The sequence below is a fragment of the Collinsella sp. AM40-7AC genome, from assembly GCF_003468125.1.
GTDB classification, from domain to species: domain Bacteria; phylum Actinomycetota; class Coriobacteriia; order Coriobacteriales; family Coriobacteriaceae; genus Collinsella; species Collinsella aerofaciens_O.
In genome coordinates, this window is sequence record NZ_QSGK01000001.1 from 49,311 (window position 1) to 64,861 (window position 15,551).

Below are 15,551 nucleotides of genomic sequence, written 5' to 3' on the forward strand. Positions count from 1 at the left end.
CTGACCAGGGGGCATCATGGAAAGAGAGGTCGCAAATATAGACGAGTTCCAAGTGGACGAAAACGGGATTCCGCTATTTCCAGCAGGACTAAAGGAAGAAGCCAACCTCTATGTCCTCCCCGACGGGCGTTACCTCCCCTGCGGCGTCTACAGGACCGCGGACGGCGGTTCGCTCATTTATGAGCCATCCGAACTAAGCTTCTTCGGGCAGATGCTTGCTCAATTCAAAAAGAGCTAGAGGCTTGATTGCCCGTTAGATCGACACTGTTCCAAACCATGGGATGGGTAAGATGTCTCCCACCGCGGCCTGTGAGGTAAAATCTTGACCGCCGCGGAATCCGCCTGCGGGCAACGCTCCGATCTCCGATTGGGGTGAAGCCTATGAACTTGTTTCTTGAAATCCTGCGCCTCTCGATGTATGTGACCGGCATTGCCCGGAACCTCTACTCGATCTGGCGGGAATATAAGCAGTAACGGATAGCGAAGGGAGTCATAGAAAAGGGTCGGTTGCAGCCGACCCTTTAAGACGATAGCACCTGCGTTGCCCGCGCTTCCAAAGTTGACCGACTGAGGAGCGGGTTCCGCGGCACATCCTGATTTTACCCAGTGGCAAGGCTCTTTTACAGCCGTTCCACCGTTTATTTACATCCGCCAATCAAGACGAGGCTACTACGCACCTTTATTACACACGATGTTTTCAGCCTGGTATAAACAAGTTCAATAATAGAATGCAAATCCAACCATCGTGTCTGATTACGAAAGGATTTTTGCCTTTTCTGCAGCAAACTCTTCCTCGGTAAGTACTCCACTCTCACGCAGTGCTGCAAGCCTCTCAAGCCTTGCAACTACATCAACCACTATCCGCCAGCGTCTCAATAGTCTGTGAAACCTGCGGATACCGCTCGAGCTCCTTCGATAGGGCATCGACTATCTTGGCAATATTCTTTGCATTTTTGCCCCCGTTTAATACGTTTGCCCTGACCTTAGATGACGACTTGACAGTAACGCCAGATCCGCCTTCAACTGGAACAACCGAAATACTGATATTTTCGCCCCAAGACCAAAGGCTCATACCAATCTCGGCTGCAACTGTTCTTGTTGTGGGCGATGCACTATCAACTTTTACTTTAGGCAGCTTTTCCATAGCTGCCTTCAAGGCATTAAACGTGTCGTCAGGAGAATACGGTACCTGAAGCTGAAGCTGCTGATCCGCAAAACCCATAATCTGGCCTCCGCTTCTTACAAGATTAAGGCTATCGGCAATGGTAGCACGTTCCCAGCAGTCTTAAGTTCGTCTCATGACCTTGCGATGCAGCCCGACGCCCCGGCACCACTCCCCTACTTACCAAAAATCGCAGCGAACAATCCCTTGCGTTTGGGCTTTTCTTCTCGGTAGGAACCCTCAGCTGCCGCTGCAACCTGGCGCGGTTGATCGCCACCTCCACGGCGCACGATCTGGTATAGGAAGGGCGATTTAACGTATTTGACCTCGATGGGCGTGGCATGCACGGTACTTTCGCCGGACAGATGCAGACTCGGATTGAGCGACGCCACCACATGCGTCTCGCGCTTGTCGCTAAACACCACCGCTGCCGCGCGGCTCGTCTGGCCGTTTACGGCAATGCGCACCTGCTCGCCATCGCGGCTGTCCGTCGCCGGACGATCGACAAAGTACACCGGCACCATCACCAGGCCGTCCTTATGCTTGCGGGCCTTGCGCGCCCAAGTGCGGATGCTCTTTTTATTGAGCCCCAGCACCGCCTCGGCATCGTTGCCGGCAATGTCGAGCGCCAACTTATCAATGACCACCTGGTCCTTGGTAGACGCATCGACGGAGACAACGCGAAAGTCACCTTCCTGCATGGCCGGGTCAAACGGCCCAACCTTGGCAAAGTCCCACGGCTCCAAAATGCCCATAAGGCGAACATCCAGATAGTTTGCCCGCGGATACGCCCAGTCGAGCACCTCGTAGTACACCAGGGTTTCCTTGCTCAGGCCCTTGCCCGGGAAGCTCGCCATCATACGCAGGTCCGCCAGCGCCATGGGGAAATAGAAGAGCATCATGTCGTTTTGGATCGCGTCTTCCACATCGTGCCCGGCAAAGGCATCCGGGTACTGGCGCACCAGCTGCAGCGCGTTGGCACGTGCCTGCTGCGGTGAGATTTCGCAGGGAATACCCTGCTCCGGCACATACTCCGCACCCACGCCCATGGTCAGACGTTTGCTAAACGTACCGGGCTTGAGCAGGTCGGCAATGCCGATCTTGTTGCCGCAGGACGGGCACTCAAACACACGCTGCGTTGACTCACCCTCAAAGGACGCTCCGCAGAAGGGGCAAGGAATGCTCACATGTGTGGCCTCTTGGAACTCCTGCGCCGTGCCGCGATCCTCCCACAGCAGGTGTTCCTGGACCGACTGATTGCGCCAGTGCGAATTGAAGAAATACCAGTCCGGGTCCTCCGGGCGCTCGAGTTGCGACACATGCGTGAGCTTGAGCAGTCCATCCACCACCGTCAACGGCGTATGGCGAATGCCCAAAGCGCTCTTGGGCTCTCCGGCGTCCGCCTGCCACGGAATGACCGCGCCGCAATAGGTGCACTCAAAGCTGCGCTTAGCCTGGTGCGAGTACATAGGGCCGCCGCAGTTTTGACATTTAATGGCAAACATCTCGTCCATGGAAACGTCCTCCTTTGCACAGGGGCTGTCGACGTTAAGTATGTCGAGCAAACAGGCACATGCCCATACCCATGTGGCCCAAAATGGACCACCCAGGCAGACGAGAAGGCTCGCTCGTTAACACCGGCAGACCATTGCTGCATTTTCTGAGCATCGGTGCACAGCGCCTCCGCGCGAGCTACACTATCCCCTTAAACATGATTGTGAGGACGACCGCTATGCTATTTGTAAATCGGCTGGTACATACGCTTGTTCCCGGCAGCGAGGGCGAGCCGGTCGATACCTCCTGCCGCACCAACGCGGGCTTCGCCGCAAGCCTCATCTGCATTGGCCTCAATATCACGCTGTGCCTGGCCAAGGGCATCGCGGGCCTGCTCGCCGGCTCTGTCTCGCTCATCGCCGACGCTTTCAACAACCTCTCCGATGCCTCGAGCAACATCGTGAGCCTGCTCGGGTTCCGCCTCGCCAGCCGCCCGGCAGACGAAGGCCACCCCTATGGCCACGGCCGCTACGAGTACCTCGCCGGCTTGTTTGTCGCCGTCCTGGTTTGCGCCGTCGGCATCAACCTGATCCTCGAGTCGGTCACCAAGATCATCAAGCCTTCCCCCACCGCTTACACGCTCGTTTCCCTTGCGGCGCTGGCTACATCCATGCTCGTTAAGCTCTGGATGGCCGCATTCAACCGCGCGCTGGGCAACCGTATCGATTCCGAAACACTCATTGCCACAGCACAGGACTCCAAAAACGACGTCATCACCTCGGGCTCGGTCTTGGTGGCGGCGCTTATTTCGCAGACGACCGGCTTTGACCTCGATGGCTGGGCAGGCCTGGGTGTGGGCATCTTCATCTGCATCAGCGGCATGGGCCTAGTGCGCGACGCCATCAGCCCGTTGCTGGGGCAAGCGCCCGACCCCAAGCTCGTCCAGGCAATCCGCGACAAGATCATGTCCTATCCGCAGGTCTTGGGCACACACGACCTGATGGTGCACGACTACGGCCCCGGTCGTCAGTTTGCCAGCGCTCACGTGGAGATGCCCGGCGAGGGCGACGCATTTGAGCACCACGAGATCCTGGACACCATCGAGCACGACATCAAGCGCCAGATGGGCATTGGCATCACGCTGCACTGCGACCCCATCGCGACAACCGGCGATGATTTGCGCGGCTGGGTCAAGCGCGGCGTTATGCAGATCGACCCCGCGCTCTCCATCCACGACCTGCACGAGCACGACGGGTTCGTTTCGTTTGACCTGGTGCGCCCCGACGGCTTTGACATATCCGACGAGGAGCTGCTGGAGCTCGTCACGCGCATCGTGCACGAGCGCCGACCCAATGCCTCATGCGTCGTTACGTTTGACTCGGGCTTTAGCTCGCCCGACCGTCCGGCTGAACAGCTGTAGCCCGCTTAACAGCTAGTTTCCCTGCGCGCCCGAGATGCCGTTTTGCAGTGCATTCCAGGCACCCGTCGCCATGTCGCCCAAGTTCTGCGCGGTGTCGCCCAGGTTTTGTGCCGTATCGCCCAGCTCTTGCGCCTTGTCTCCCAACTCCTGTGCCTTGTTGCTCAAGTCCTCCAGCGTATTGGAACTCGAGCTGTCGGTACCGCTTTGGCCGTCGGGCGAGTTGCCCGAGCTATTCTTGTGCGTGAGTTGAATTTCGAGGTTGCCGCTGTCGTTATAGTAAGCAGAAGTAACGACCCAGTTGGCATCGATGACGGGCGTTGAGCCATCATCAGTCAGGACCACGGCATTCGAAAGATTGGCGCCGCGCGACTTGAGAAGTTTCTTGGCGTTGGACCAGTACTGCCCCGGGATATCGCTCAGATCGACGGTGCTAGACGAGGCGGACTCGGTTTGCTCGGCAGCGGTATCGGCCGTTGAACTCCCTCGCTTGTTGAGCATGCCCGACACAATGGCAAACACAACCGACAGCGCAAAGAAGATCGCCAGCACGATGAGGATCTTCTTGATCACGCTCGACGAACGCGACGGCTTCTTCTCCTCGTCCTCGCCATATTGCGGAATCGACTTGGGGTACTCGCGATACGGCTCGCGCGACTCGTAGCGAGGCTGCGCCGTGCGAGGCATATACGTCGTCTGCTGAGGCTGCGGAATGGGATTTTGCGGCAGGTCATCATAGGGATTCGGCGTCGAGGCGGCATAAGAATCCTGCGGCGCGTAATCAAACGGGTCCGGAGCTGCGTCGCCATAGGGGCCTTGCGAAGATACAGCATAAAAATCCCGCGCTGTGTCGCCATAGCCCATAACCCGGATTGGCTCGGCAGAAGGCTGCGTCGCGGCGGGGTCGGTATAACCGGGGTTGGGAACAACGCGGGTCGCATCGGCGCTATCGCCAGCCTGCGCGGAACCGTAGCCGCCCATCACGGTTGTCTTGTCCTGATCCATGCAACGATTCCTTTCCGTCGCCCGTAAGCATCAAGTTATCCATGCATTCTACCCGCGCAAAAGCCCGTGACGGACAGAGCCCGTCCATATCTACAAGACAAGCGCGGCTAGAAAACAAAAGCCCCGCCGGGCCTTGGTAGGCGCGACGGGGCGGGCAAGCAGCTATGGGCAACAAGCTTAGAACAGGCCGGTGATGTTGCCGTCGTTGTCGACGTCGATGTTCTCAGCCGCGGGGACCTTGGGCAGGCCCGGCATGGTCAGAACACTGCCAGTCAGTGCGACCACAAAGTGGGCACCGGCGGAAACCTTGAGCTCACGCACCGTGATGCGGAAGTTCTCGGGAGCGCCCAGGGCCTTGGCGTTGTCGCTAAAGCTGTACTGCGTCTTGGCGACGCACACCGGCAGGTTGCCAAAGCCGTTCTCGCGCAGCTCGGCAAGCTGACGCTTGGCAGCCGGCGTAAAGTCGACGCCGTCGGCGCGGTAAACCTTGGTGGCGACGGCCTCGAGGGCGTCAGCCACATCGGCGCCGTCCTCATAGGCAAACTTGAGCTCGCTCGGCTGCTCAATCAGACGCATGACCTCATCGGCCAGCTCGAGCGCGCCCTCGCCGCCCTTGGCCCAGACCTCGGAAAGCTTAACGTTGACGCCGAGCTTCTGGCACTCGGACTCGATGAGCGCAAGCTCAGCCTCGGTGTCCGTCGGGAAGCGGTTGATGGCGACCACGCAGGGCAGACCATAAACGTTCTGGATGTTGTCGACGTGACGCAGCAGGTTGGGCATGCCGGCCTTGAGTGCCTCGAGGTTCTCCTCGTTGAGGTCGGCCTTGGCGACGCCACCGTTGTACTTCAGCGCACGAGCGGTGGCGACGACCACGACGGCGCTGGGGCGAACGCCCGTCATGCGGCACTTAATGTCGAGGAACTTCTCGGCACCCAAATCGGCACCGAAGCCGGCCTCGGTAATGGCGACATCGCCAAAGCGCATCGCCATACGCGTGGCCATGATAGAGTTGCAGCCGTGGGCAATGTTGGCGAAGGGGCCGCCGTGGACAAACGCAGGCGTGCCCTCGAGCGTTTGCACCAAGTTGGGCTTGAGCGCGTCCTTAAGCAACGCGGCCATGGCACCCTGGGCCTTAAGGTCGCGGGCGCGGACGGGCTCGCCGGCAAAGCTGTAGCCGACGACGATCTCGCCCAGGCGCTCCTTGAGGTCGTTAATGCTTGTAGACAGGCACAGGATTGCCATGACCTCGGAGGCGACGGTGATATCGAAGCCGTCCTCGCGCGGCACGCCCTGGGCCTTACCGCCAATACCGTCGATGACGTGGCGCAGCTGACGGTCGTTCATATCGACGACGCGCTTCCAAGTGATGCGCTTAACGTCAATACCGAGCTGATTGCCCTGCTGAATATGGTTGTCGAGCATGGCGGCCAGCAGGTTATTGGCGGCGCCGATAGCATGGAAGTCACCGGTAAAGTGCAGGTTGATATCCTCCATGGGGATGACCTGAGCCCAGCCGCCGCCGGCAGCGCCGCCCTTAACGCCAAAGACGGGGCCGAGCGAAGGCTCGCGCAGGGCCACGGCACTCTTGACGCCGCGACGACGCAGGCCATCGGCCAGACCGATGGTCGTGGTGGTCTTGCCCTCGCCCGCAGGCGTTGGGTTGATAGCGGTCACGAGGACGAGCTTGGCCTGGTGATCGGTCGGCTCGTTGAGCAGTGAATAGTCGACCTTAGCCTTGTCGAAGCCGTACGGAATAAGGTGCTTAACGTCGACGCCGGCGTTCTTGGCCACCTCGGTAATAGGCAGCGGCGTGACAGAACGTGCGATTTCGATGTCAGTAGGCATGGGCGGTCCTTTCGTTACCGAATGAGAAAAAGACCAATTCAGCATAGCACGGGCGCGCAATAGTAAAACGCCCATAACCGATGAACGGCGATATGTTTACCCGATGCCCGGCGATAGCCCAACAGCCCGCCAAAACAAAGCGCCCTAAACGGTAGGTTCAATCCCCAGGTGCTCAAAGGTGCGAAGCGTTGCCTGACGGCCCTGCGGCGTACGAATCATCAAGCCGCACTGCAGCAGATAGGGCTCATAGACATCCTCGAGCGTTCCCGGGTCCTCGCCCACCGCGCTGGCAAGCGTTGTCAGGCCCACGGCACGTCCGGAGAACGTCTTAGCGAGTGTCTCCAAAATGCGAATATCCATCCAGTCCAGACCAAGCTCATCGATCTCGAAGAACTCGAGCGCCTGACGGCAAATATCAAGCTCAATGGGACCGTTGCCGCGCACCTGCGCGTAATCGCGCACGCGCTTGAGCAGGCGGTTGGCAAGACGTGGCGTGCCGCGCGAACGCGAGCCGATCTCGAGCGCACTGGGATGGTCGATCGCCACGCCCAGGATGGACGCCGAGCGCGTCACAATCTGCGCGAGCTCCTCGACCGTGTAGTAATCCAGGCGATATGAAATGCCAAAGCGGTCGCGCAGCGGGCCAGTCAGCATACCCGAGCGGGTCGTTGCTGCTACGAGCGTAAACTTGGGGATATCCAGGCGAATCGAGCGCGCCGCCGGACCCTTGCCAATCACGATATCGAGGGCAAAGTCCTCCATCGCGGGGTACAGGACTTCCTCGACCGAACGGTTGAGGCGGTGGATCTCGTCGATAAACAGCACATCACCCGGCTGCAAGTTAGTGAGGATGGCCGCCAGGTCGCCGGTGCGCGCAATAGCGGGGCCGCTCGTCGTCTTGATCTGAGCGCCCAGCTCGTTGGCGATAACGGTGGCCAGCGTGGTCTTGCCCAGGCCCGGAGGACCCGAGAAAATCACGTGGTCGAGCGTCTCGCCACGGCTCTGCGCCGCTTCGATCAACACGCGCAGGCTCTGCTTGATGTGCTCCTGGCCACAGTAGTCGTCCAGGCGCTGGGGGCGCAAAGTGCGGTCGACATCGAGGTCCTCGGCCGTCAGCTCCGAGCCCACCATGCGCTCGCCGTGCGCCATGGATGCCGCCGGCGAGTTGCCGGGCGTCGCCCACAGGTCCTGAGAGTCATCGGCTTCCCACATCACGCATCCATTCCGAGTCGCTTAAGCGCCGCGCCGAGCAGATCCTCGACACGCATATTCTGCCCATCATACCCGCTCAGGGCAACATCGGTCTCCTGCGGGCTAAAGCCCATGGAAAGGAGCGCCGCACGGGCGTCATCGATGGCCGAGGGAGCGGCAGCGGGCACGGGCATCGCAACCTGGCCGGGAATCACGTCGACCGGCACAAAGCCCTTGTCCTTGGCAAAGGTGCTCTTGAGCTCCAGGATCAGACGCTGAGCTGTCTTTTTGCCCACACCGGGCACCTTGGCCATGCCCTTGTCGTCCTCGGCCATCACCAGCGAATACAATTGCCCCACGGTATAGGTGGAAAGCACGGCGAGCGCCAAGCGCGGGCCAACGCCCGAGACAGACACGAGCCGATCGAACATCGTGCGCTCATCCTTAGAGGAAAAACCGAAAAGTGTCATGGCGTCCTCGCGCACCTGCATACGCGTGTAGAGGCGGACCTCGCCGCCGGGCGTCGGCAACGTGGCCGCAGTGCTGCCCGAGATGCCGAGCTCAAAGCCAACGCCCGACACATCGACGACAGCAGAGCTCATCGTGGCCTCGACAAGCGTTCCGTGGAGCTGGGAGATCATCAGTATCCGGTTCCTCTCTGTTGATAGAACTCGCCGCCGGTAAGCGCCCGGGTGCGGCTGAGGTTTACGTGGCAGATGGCGCAAGCCAGGGCATCGGCGGCATGGTCGGGATGCGGGTCGTGATCGAGCTGCGTGAGCGTACGCACCATGTAGGCGACCTGCCGTTTGTCCGCGGCACCGGTGCCCACAACAGCCTGTTTGATCTGCATGGGCGTGTATTCGCCAATTTCGAGCGCGCACTCCGAAAGCGCCACGAGCGCGGCGCCACGGGCATGCGCCGTAGGGATGGCCGAGCGAACGTTGGCGCCAAAGTAAATGCTCTCGATAGCAGCGGTATCGGGTCGATAGCGCTCCACGACACCCTTGAGGTCGCGGGCGATATGCGACAGGCGCACCGCGAGCGGACTGCCTGCGCTGGTCTCGATGCAGCCATAGGCACGGCAGCGAACCTCGCCACGCCGCTCCTCGATAATCCCCCAACCCGTATGAGCCAAACCGGGGTCGATGCCCAAAATAACCAAGCCAACCTCCCCTCGCCACAAGCGCAGCGCAAGACAAGGCCCCGCGCATCATTCACGAACGTCTGTTCTAGAATAACACAACGGGGGCAAAGTGCTTAAAGCAAGATAGATTCGGCAGAAGCAATGTGTGTAAGAGAATCTCTCCCGCAATGTTTCCGTCTGCCCTAGTTCTGGCTAAAGAACGGGAACTGCCTCGGATCCACCGGCGGATGCGGCATCGGCGTGCCCTGGGGTCCACCCTGCGGGCCACCCTGGCCGCCCATCATCTTATCGATGGCGTCCTGAACCTCGCCCTCGAACTTTTTCATGCCCTCGTGCAAACGACGCTGACCGTCCTCAGAGCGCAGCTCCTCCATCTGCTCGGGCGAAATACCCAGCAGCTCACCCAAAATGCCCATCATCTCACCGCGCATACGGTCACTCGTATCGTCGTCGGCAAAGCGACGCACCTCGGCGCGCGCCAGCGAATCAACCGTCATGCGCTCCTTGCCGTTGAGCCCCAGATCGGACCACGCAAGCATGTACGGCCAGGCGCGCTCGGCAAACGAACGGGCAGAGACGATCGGCACCGTCGGCAGCATGCGGCGGGCGGCCTCGCCCTGACGCACGAGCATCAGCAGCAGCGAGCAGGCCTCAGGCTTGCCAGCGGCCATCGGGATGTCGTCGAAAGATCGATTGCGGTCCACGTGCGACTCGAGCGCACCATCGACCTCACCCGGCTCGAGCCCGCCGAGCAGCTGTGCCGCGCGGTCGAGCATATCGACCGGACCGTCGAGCGTCGAGAGCGCCTGCGCCAGCACTCGCTCCATACAATCTTCCACCGCGTTGAGCGTCACGAGCTCTTGGGGCACCACGGCAGACGTGCGGTTGCGCACGCGCGCCACAAACTCAAGCGTCGACAGGTACACATCGCCAAAGGGCGCGTAATCGCCCTGGTAGCCGCCGCAAAGCGCCGGCGCCGCCAGCGCGTACTCGGTTTTGGACAGCGGACTCAACGCCATCGCACCCAGCTCGAGCGCCGTGTCCTCCAGCATGAGGCCCAGCGTGCGAGAGCGCAGGCGCTCGGCGTCGCCCGCCGACACATCGCGGTCGAGCACGCGCGCGGCATCCGGCGCATCGCGCTCAACCGTGCGAATATGCAGGCGCTCGGCAATGGCGCGAACGGCGGCACAGCGAGCAGCCTCGGCCTCCTCCTGCGCCGGCGTAAAGATGCGGTTGCGCCCCAGCACCAGGCCAATCACATTACGTGGGCCCAGAGCGTCGACGGCCAGCGCCGCCAGCAGGGACGACGGCAAGTCGCCCTCGAGTGCCACCACGGCGCGCGACGCACCGTGGGCCCGGGCGTTGTCGCGCACGGCGAGCACCAGCGCCTGCCACAGCCACTCCTCGGAACGGAACTCGGGCAGTTCGTGATCTTCCAGGGCATCGAGCATCACGCCGCGCTGAATCTCCTGAACCAGCAGGCTCTCCTCAAAACACGGCGCTTGGGCCACCACGCGACCGCAGTCGTCGAGCACAAACGAACCGCCGGTATACACCGACTCGTCATAGGCACCGACCGGCGCCATACAGGCAAACCACACGCTGCGCTTGGATGCGATCTTGCGGTAGGCGCCGCTGCGAACGGCGGCAATGGCGGCAGTCTCGCGGTCGGTCATGTCAAACGCATTGAATTGGAAATACGCAATGAGGTCAACACCGGTCGGCAACATCTCGAGTTCGCGGTCCAAGTCAAAAATCACGGCGATGCGCACGCCGTCCACGTCGAACACCGGCGGCGCCCAACGCGTGTCGTTGTTCTCGCCACGCTGCAGGGCAATGCTCGAACGCGCCGGCACCACATGACCGTCCTTGAGCATCATGTAGTCGAGCAGCGGCTGACCCTCAAACGAAACCGCCGCGGGCACGATGCAGATCATGTCAAGCTCCTGGATGCGCTCGGCGACACCAGTCAAGCCGGCAAGCATGTCGTGCTCAAAGTCGGCAGCGCCCACCAGGCCACCGGGCATGGCGCCCATAAAGAGCGGAGCCGGAACGCACAGCACGCGCGCCCCGCGCTCGTGGGCCAGACGAGCCTGGTCCTCGATGCGGCCGCAAATGCCCTCAATATCACCCAGGCGCATATCGATCTGTGCAAGCGCGAGCTTCATGGCTCAGCCCTTTCCGTCGTAAACCATCGAAATCGTAGTAAAAGCGCCGGCCGCATGATGCAGTCGGCGCTCGCATGTGCATATGCTAGCTATGATACCCCGAGCGGGGGCGCGCTCCTAGAATGTCGCGGACCACAGCCCGTGCAGGTTGCAGTAGGCATAGACGGTACCGGTCTTGGAACCGCCGGCAAAAAACGTCGCGGGCTTCATGCCGGGCTCAAGGTAATGGACCTCTAAGCGGCCCTCGGCCTCAAGGGCGATCCACTCAATATAGTGCTCGGGCAGGCTGGGGTGCTCGACCGAGCCAACGCGTGCGCGAATCACGTGACCGTCGCGCTCGGTCTCGACAACAGGCACGTGCTTCTCGTGCGCCGCGTCCTCAGTGTTTGCGGTCAGTTCCGTGCAACCGGCAGGGGTTGCAACGTCGTTGCCAAGGGCGGCAATGAGCTTACCGTCGGGGTCCTTAAAGAATTTCGCCATGATGTTCTCCTTTGCTGACGTGCCAATGTTCTTGATGGTTCTTATGCCCAAAGGCAGACAAACCATCCACGGCATTGCAAATGAACACATAACGGGCGGGGACGATGGGGCAGCGTGCGCTATCCGCCCTGGCGGCCCCACCCGAGCGGGTTAGCGCCCGTCGCCGCCGAGCAGCGCCAGAACATCCTCGCGGGTAAACAGCGCCGAGGAGATGCCGTCGCCGCCGAGCACGCTGTTGACCAGGTCGCGCTTGGACTCCTGCATCTGCATGATGCGCTCCTCGATCGTGTCCTTGGCGATGAGCTTGTACACGGTCACGGTATGTTGCTGGCCAATACGATGCGCGCGGTCGGTCGCTTGGTCCTGCGCCGCCACGTTCCACCACGGGTCGTAGTGGATGACCACGTCGGCCGCCGTCAGGTTAAGGCCCACGCCGCCCGCCTTGAGCGAAATCAAAAAGACCGGGACCTCGCCCGCTTGGAACTGCGCGACCATCTTGGCGCGGCTCTCCTTAGACGAAGCGCCCGTGAGCTTAAGGAAGGCGATGTCCTCCTTGGCCAAGCGCTTACCGATGATATCGAGCATACCCGTAAACTGGCTGAACAACAGGATGCGATGCCCGCCGTCGAGTGCGCCGTGCACGAGCTCCATACACGTATCGAGCTTTGCGCTCCCCGCCTTGTAATCCTCGTAGTGTAGACGTGGGTCGCAGCAGATCTGGCGCAGCTTGGTGAGCTCGGCGAGCACCTTGAGCTTGTCCTTCTTAAACTCCCCAGCCTCGCGGTGCTGCACCTGCTGGGCGATGCGGTCCTGGTTGGCCAGGTAGAGCTTGCGTTGCTCGCCGGTAAGCTGTGCCATGACGGTGTCCTCGATCTTCTCGGGCAGGTCGGCCACCACGTCTTCCTTAACACGGCGCAGCACAAACGGCGACACGAGCGCCTGCAGGCGAGCGGCGCTATCGCCCTCGGCATGCTCGACGGGGCTCTCAAAGCGCTTGGCAAACGACTCGCGCGTCCCCAAAAGGCCCGGCATCAAAAAGTCGAAGATGCTCCAGAGCTCGGACAGGCGGTTTTCGATGGGCGTGCCCGTCAGGGCAAAGCGCACGCCGGCAGGCAGGCGCTTGGCAGCGCGCGCCACCTGCGTGAGCGGATTTTTAATGTACTGTGCCTCATCGAGCACCACGCGGGCAAAATCCTGCTCGACGTACTCATCGATATCGCGCCGCATAAGGTCATACGACGTTACGACCACGTTATGCTCGGCCACGCCGGCAATCTGTACACGACGTTGAGCCTTGGCGCCCACAATGGCGCACACATCGAGCGACGGGGCAAAGCGCTCCAGCTCGGCAGTCCAGTTGTACACGAGTGAGGCCGGGCATACCACGAGCGTGGGCTTGGTGTCCCCCGCCTCCACGCGCGCCAGGATATGCGCGATCATCTGGAGCGTTTTGCCCAGGCCCATGTCGTCGGCCAAGATGCCGCCAAGGCCCAGGTGTTCGAGCGAGCCGAGCCACTGGTATCCGTCGACCTGGTAGCCGCGCATCGTTGCCTTGAGCGATGCCGGCACCGTAAAGTCCATCTTGCCGAGCGTGTCCAGGCGCTCGACGGTGCGGCGGAACGCAGCGTCGCGATCGGCCTCGAGCGCCGGCGTGCGCGCGAGCATGCTATCGACAAAAAGGGTGCTCGACGCGGGAAGCGACACGCCGTCGAGCAGGTCGACGGCATCGACACCCAGGTCCTCGGCGAGACCAAACGCGGCTCGGGCGCCCTCGTCCAGGCGAATGATGTCGCCGGACGTAAGGCGCGCAAACGTTTGATGACGCTTGTACGAATCGAGATAGATGGCAAGGTCTGCCGCCGAAAGGCCGCTCGCGCCCAGTTCGACGTCGAGCAGGTTACTCTTGACGGTCGCACGCACCGAAAGCTTGGGCGCAGGGCGGACCGAGACCTGGCGCAGGCGGTCGCTGAGCATGACCTCGCCCAACTCGGACAGGGCAGACAGGCCCTCGGTCAGCAAGTGGAACAGGCTCTCGTCATCGCGTTCCTCAAACGCTAGGCCGCCCTCGTGGAAATCGAAGTACAGGGCCGCCGTGTCCATAACGCGAAACTCCGCCACCTCGTCGCGCGGCGGAACGCCCGGGCGCCGCTCTTCGAAGGGGCTGCCCGGAGCGCCCAGACTAAAGAGATCTGCCGACCAGTCGCCGTAGGTAACCGTAACTTTGCAGGTCACGAGCCCATCGTCGACGCCAATCGCCATGGCAAAGCTCGGCTCGGGCGCCACGGTATCGAGCGCAGCGGGCGCGGTAAGGTCGGTGTAGTCGCGCAAAATGGGCAGCACCATACGACAGAACTCCCCCACCTGCTCGGCGGCGATATGGACCGGCGTGCGACAGGGCAGCAAGCGCGATAGAAACGGCGCCGCATGCTGGGCAAACGCTACATCGGTACGGCGCGCACGGCGGGTGTCGACCAGATAGGCAACGTCGCCCGAAGCAAAGCAGTATGCATCGGCCGGCAGGCGTAGATCGTAGCTGCCACCAGCCGCCGGCGCGATTTTGGCGGCAAGGAGCGGTGGGCGCTTAGACAGCGCCTCGTCCGCCCCTTCCGGAGGCATCTCAACCGCCACGTCATAGGTGCGATGCGTCGTCGTCCCCCGCGACCAGGCGGGCTCAAAAGAGATAGTCTTGCCGCGCAACAGGTCCAGCACATATACGATGCTATGCTCGGACAGCGGTAACTGACGCTCGGCGACAAAACCGCTGCGGGCAAAGTCGTACGACGCCGAACGCGAGCTTGTGATGTCATCGAGATAGGCAACTGTCGTCACGACAAGGTTGAGCAGCTTTGTCGACACGTCTTCGAAGGCTTCGGGCGTATGGACAAACGTGAGCTTCTTGCCGTACGAGAACGTACCGCCTCGGACATAGGCGTCGGCCATGCCGTCGATATCCTTGACCACGTAGGACACCGAACCGCAGCGAATGCGGAACTCGAGCGCCCAGCTAAAGCGGTCAGCGAACAGCGGATTGTAGTACGGCACCAGCGAAGGCTCCAACGCCGCTTTGGGGGCGTCGGGATCAACGGCACCGGCAAGCTTGCGGCGCATGCTCGCCAGCTCATCCATGCGCGCGTCCGAAAGATCGGAGAGCGCCGCCATGAGGCTGGGGCTCGTGGGGACGGGCGCCGGAAAGGGAAAGTTGGGGTTGACGGCCGGCGCTTTGGGCGCGGTGCGAACGGGCTGTTTCGGCTGCGCCGTAAACGTGCGGACCGGCGTGCGCAAACCTTCGACGGGCTCGGCGCCGCTGGCATCCAAATACGCCAGAGCCGTGGCAATAGCGTGCTTGCACATACCGGGGTAACGATAGGCGGCGGGGCAATCGCAGTCGTAGTCAATCACCTCGTGCTCGTCCATGTCGAGCGCCACGTGCGTCTTGTACAGGTCGCCGCGCGAACCGCGCACCGAGCCCTCAACCGTCACGTTTTTGGAGAAGCGCGAGCCGCTGTCCTCAATCGACAGCACGGCGCCGTTGAGCATGAGCGAGCGGCCCTTCATAAAGGTGCCGCTCAGCGCCGCCTCTTTCCGGAGCGCCTGCACAAACGTCCCCTGTGCCATCACTTCCTCCAATCCACACAGGGTAGCTAA

The 15,551-nt window shown here is 61.5% G+C and carries 13 protein-coding genes; 2 read left to right on the top strand and 11 right to left on the bottom strand.

The window, feature by feature from the left end; genetic code table 11:
• Positions 1 to 16 precede the first annotated feature (16 nt).
• Complete coding sequence (locus DW892_RS00205; protein ID WP_117764909.1) at positions 17 to 238, top strand: hypothetical protein; 222 nt, start codon at positions 17 to 19, stop codon at positions 236 to 238.
• 515 nt (positions 239 to 753) lie between these two features.
• Here the strand turns inward: DW892_RS00205 and DW892_RS10660 are convergent.
• The 3 genes from DW892_RS10660 to DW892_RS00220 form a co-directional block, all read right to left on the bottom strand.
• The gene (locus DW892_RS10660) at positions 754 to 924 is read right to left on the bottom strand and encodes an SHOCT domain-containing protein (protein ID WP_117764911.1); all 171 of its coding nucleotides are present in this window, start codon (positions 922 to 924) and stop codon (positions 754 to 756) included.
• Positions 851 to 1,222 (bottom strand): DUF1499 domain-containing protein, encoded by a 372-nt coding sequence (locus DW892_RS00215; RefSeq protein ID WP_055250926.1) that lies wholly within the window; start codon positions 1,220 to 1,222, stop codon positions 851 to 853. Before DW892_RS00215 ends, DW892_RS10660 begins: the two co-directional genes overlap by 74 nt.
• Before the next feature lie 116 nt (positions 1,223 to 1,338).
• Positions 1,339 to 2,676: a hypothetical protein gene (locus DW892_RS00220; protein ID WP_117764913.1), complete on the bottom strand. Its 1,338-nt coding sequence runs from the start codon at positions 2,674 to 2,676 to the stop codon at positions 1,339 to 1,341.
• A gap of 218 nt (positions 2,677 to 2,894) precedes the next feature.
• On the opposite strand from DW892_RS00220, the gene DW892_RS00225 reads away from it, so the two are divergent.
• The gene (locus DW892_RS00225) at positions 2,895 to 4,076 is read left to right on the top strand and encodes a cation diffusion facilitator family transporter (protein ID WP_117764915.1); all 1,182 of its coding nucleotides are present in this window, start codon (positions 2,895 to 2,897) and stop codon (positions 4,074 to 4,076) included.
• Between the two features lie 12 nt (positions 4,077 to 4,088).
• Here the strand turns inward: DW892_RS00225 and DW892_RS00230 are convergent, their stop codons facing one another.
• From DW892_RS00230 to DW892_RS00265, 8 genes are all read right to left on the bottom strand, one after another.
• Positions 4,089 to 5,078 (bottom strand): hypothetical protein, encoded by a 990-nt coding sequence (locus DW892_RS00230; protein WP_117764917.1) that lies wholly within the window; start codon positions 5,076 to 5,078, stop codon positions 4,089 to 4,091.
• A gap of 177 nt (positions 5,079 to 5,255) precedes the next feature.
• Positions 5,256 to 6,923 (bottom strand): formate--tetrahydrofolate ligase, encoded by a 1,668-nt coding sequence (locus DW892_RS00235; RefSeq protein WP_022095139.1) that lies wholly within the window; start codon positions 6,921 to 6,923, stop codon positions 5,256 to 5,258.
• Between the two features lie 144 nt (positions 6,924 to 7,067).
• On the bottom strand, positions 7,068 to 8,135 hold the full coding sequence (gene ruvB / locus DW892_RS00240; RefSeq protein ID WP_117764919.1) for a Holliday junction branch migration DNA helicase RuvB: 1,068 nt from the start codon (positions 8,133 to 8,135) through the stop codon (positions 7,068 to 7,070).
• Positions 8,135 to 8,755 (bottom strand): Holliday junction branch migration protein RuvA, encoded by a 621-nt coding sequence (gene ruvA, locus DW892_RS00245; RefSeq protein WP_055310211.1) that lies wholly within the window; start codon positions 8,753 to 8,755, stop codon positions 8,135 to 8,137. Before ruvA ends, ruvB begins: the two co-directional genes overlap by 1 nt.
• Positions 8,755 to 9,276 carry a crossover junction endodeoxyribonuclease RuvC gene (gene ruvC / locus DW892_RS00250; protein WP_035137351.1) on the bottom strand — a complete coding sequence of 174 codons (522 nt, stop codon included), beginning with the start codon at positions 9,274 to 9,276 and terminating at the stop codon, positions 8,755 to 8,757. The genes ruvA and ruvC overlap by 1 nt, the downstream gene beginning before the upstream one ends.
• A gap of 164 nt (positions 9,277 to 9,440) precedes the next feature.
• Entirely contained in the window at positions 9,441 to 11,426 is a 1,986-nt protein-coding gene (locus DW892_RS00255; RefSeq protein ID WP_089572161.1) for a hypothetical protein, read from the bottom strand.
• Positions 11,427 to 11,543: 117 nt separating this feature from the next.
• Positions 11,544 to 11,906 carry a desulfoferrodoxin family protein gene (locus DW892_RS00260; RefSeq protein WP_089572163.1) on the bottom strand — a complete coding sequence of 121 codons (363 nt, stop codon included), beginning with the start codon at positions 11,904 to 11,906 and terminating at the stop codon, positions 11,544 to 11,546.
• A 150-nt stretch (positions 11,907 to 12,056) separates the two neighbouring features.
• A complete protein-coding gene (locus DW892_RS00265; RefSeq protein WP_117764921.1) occupies positions 12,057 to 15,521 on the bottom strand; it encodes a DEAD/DEAH box helicase in 3,465 nt (1,154 codons plus the stop codon).
• Positions 15,522 to 15,551 lie beyond the last annotated feature (30 nt).

What these genes read in the sequence shown, in the direction of transcription:
- DW892_RS00255 (WP_089572161.1), bottom strand. Translation starts at nt 11,426, where the DNA reads ATGAAGCTCGCGCTTGCACAGATCGATATGCGCCTGGGTGATATTGAG.
- DW892_RS00235 (WP_022095139.1), bottom strand. Translation starts at nt 6,923, where the DNA reads ATGCCTACTGACATCGAAATCGCACGTTCTGTCACGCCGCTGCCTATT.
- DW892_RS10660 (WP_117764911.1), bottom strand. Translation starts at nt 924, where the DNA reads ATGCCCTATCGAAGGAGCTCGAGCGGTATCCGCAGGTTTCACAGACTA.
- ruvB (WP_117764919.1), bottom strand. Translation starts at nt 8,135, where the DNA reads ATGTGGGAAGCCGATGACTCTCAGGACCTGTGGGCGACGCCCGGCAAC.
- ruvA (WP_055310211.1), bottom strand. Translation starts at nt 8,755, where the DNA reads ATGATCTCCCAGCTCCACGGAACGCTTGTCGAGGCCACGATGAGCTCT.
- DW892_RS00260 (WP_089572163.1), bottom strand. Translation starts at nt 11,906, where the DNA reads ATGGCGAAATTCTTTAAGGACCCCGACGGTAAGCTCATTGCCGCCCTT.
- DW892_RS00265 (WP_117764921.1), bottom strand. Translation starts at nt 15,521, where the DNA reads ATGGCACAGGGGACGTTTGTGCAGGCGCTCCGGAAAGAGGCGGCGCTG.
- DW892_RS00205 (WP_117764909.1), top strand. Translation starts at nt 17, where the DNA reads ATGGAAAGAGAGGTCGCAAATATAGACGAGTTCCAAGTGGACGAAAAC.
- DW892_RS00225 (WP_117764915.1), top strand. Translation starts at nt 2,895, where the DNA reads ATGCTATTTGTAAATCGGCTGGTACATACGCTTGTTCCCGGCAGCGAG.
- DW892_RS00230 (WP_117764917.1), bottom strand. Translation starts at nt 5,078, where the DNA reads ATGGATCAGGACAAGACAACCGTGATGGGCGGCTACGGTTCCGCGCAG.
- DW892_RS00215 (WP_055250926.1), bottom strand. Translation starts at nt 1,222, where the DNA reads ATGGGTTTTGCGGATCAGCAGCTTCAGCTTCAGGTACCGTATTCTCCT.
- DW892_RS00220 (WP_117764913.1), bottom strand. Translation starts at nt 2,676, where the DNA reads ATGGACGAGATGTTTGCCATTAAATGTCAAAACTGCGGCGGCCCTATG.